General features: G+C 63.2%; 2 protein-coding genes. One reads left to right on the top strand and one right to left on the bottom strand.

From position 1 onward, the window contains the following. Positions 1-279: FAD-binding oxidoreductase (locus A2I95_RS38230; RefSeq protein ID WP_291737626.1), on the top strand; the 279-nt coding region annotated here is incomplete at its 5' end. 10 nt (positions 280-289) lie between these two features. On the opposite strand, the gene A2I95_RS38225 is transcribed toward A2I95_RS38230, so the two are convergent. Beyond that, on the bottom strand, positions 290-1,222 hold the full coding sequence (locus A2I95_RS38225) for an MBL fold metallo-hydrolase (protein ID WP_291737625.1): 933 nt from the start codon (positions 1,220-1,222) through the stop codon (positions 290-292). Positions 1,223-1,372 lie beyond the last annotated feature (150 nt).

Below are 1,372 nucleotides of genomic sequence, written 5' to 3'. Positions count from 1 at the left end.
AAGGCGTTTCCGTTGCTGCAAGGTGCCGATGTGGTGCAGAGCTGGGGCGGGCTGATCGACGTGACACCGGATGCGATTCCAGTGATCTCGCAAGTCGATGGGCTGCCGGGGCTGTTTGTCGCTACCGGCTTCTCTGGCCACGGCTTTGGCATCGGCCCGGCGGCAGGCAAGCTGGCCGCCGATCTGGTGACCGGCGGTGCACCCGTGGTGGACCCGCACGACTTCCGCCTGTCCCGTTTCACGGACGGCTGCGGATACGGGCCGCAAACCGGCTATTGAACCGGGCCGCTTAGCCCATCAGCTGATAGCTGACCGGTACATAGCGGAAACCCTCGCCACGCGTTTCGACAAAACCGGCGGCGGGGAAGGGCATGTGATAGCCGATCATCGGAACCTTGTCGGCGGCCAGCATCCCCAGTACCCGGCGGCGTGACGCGCTGGCCGCCTCAGCATCGGCATCAAAGCTGAACGCCCAGTCGGGCCGGGCAAAGCTGTAGACATAATGATTGGCCAGATCTGCAGTCAGCAACAGCTGCCGGCCGCCGCTTTCCAGCATGAAGCCCATATGCCCGGGCGTGTGGCCAAAGCTTGCCATCGCAGTGACCCCCGGCGCCACGCTGGCGCCGTTGTCAATGAACGTGGTCTTCTCTGTCAGCGGCGTCACATTGCTGGCCACCAGATCACCGACCCGGTTGCCGGCCTCCATTTTGGACCAGAAGTTATACTCGGCAGATCCCATGATGTAGCGGGCATTGGCAAAGGTGGGCGCACCGTCTGTCATCAGCCCGCCAATGTGGTCCGGGTGCATATGGGTGATCACAACCACATTGATCTGGTCGGGCGTGACCCCGGCTGCCGTCAGCGCCTTGGCGATGCCGCCTGCGCCAAGCCCGGTGTCAAATAGCACCAGCTCGGCGCCGGTATCCACCAGGGTAGGAGTGAAATAGAACTGCAGTGTTTCTGCTGAGACGAAGTTCTCAGCAGAAACTTCGGCAAACTCCGCATCGCTGGCCGCTGCGCCAAACAGCGGCTTCGGTCCGTCACGCAAGGATGAGGCATCCAGCAGTGTGGTGACCGGCATCTCACCCAGTTTGAACGAATGGGCGGTGGGCGCTTCGGCACGGCCGCCGTGGGCGCCGGCCAGAACAGGTGTTGCAGCTGCGGCAAGGGGCAGGGCGGCAGCGCCGGCCAAGGCAGCACGGCGGGACAGGGAAACAGTCATTAGGGAACCTCCAAGTTGCATTGGACTGCCCGCATCCTAGCGCTGCGGCGGCAGTGGGCTGTAAACAATCCCGTGATGCGGGTTAGGATGCAGGAAGGAGGGCTCCCGCCATGAGCCAAAACAAGACCGTCCCGACCGGAGAAAGCGTTG

Source organism: Leisingera sp. F5, from assembly GCF_001593695.1.
This window is presented reverse-complemented; position numbering and strand designations above follow the sequence as displayed.

Bases quoted from the DNA above. Each gene is read 5' to 3' on its own strand.
- A2I95_RS38225 (WP_291737625.1), bottom strand. From the start codon at position 1,222: ATGACTGTTTCCCTGTCCCGCCGTGCTGCCTTGGCCGGCGCTGCCGCC.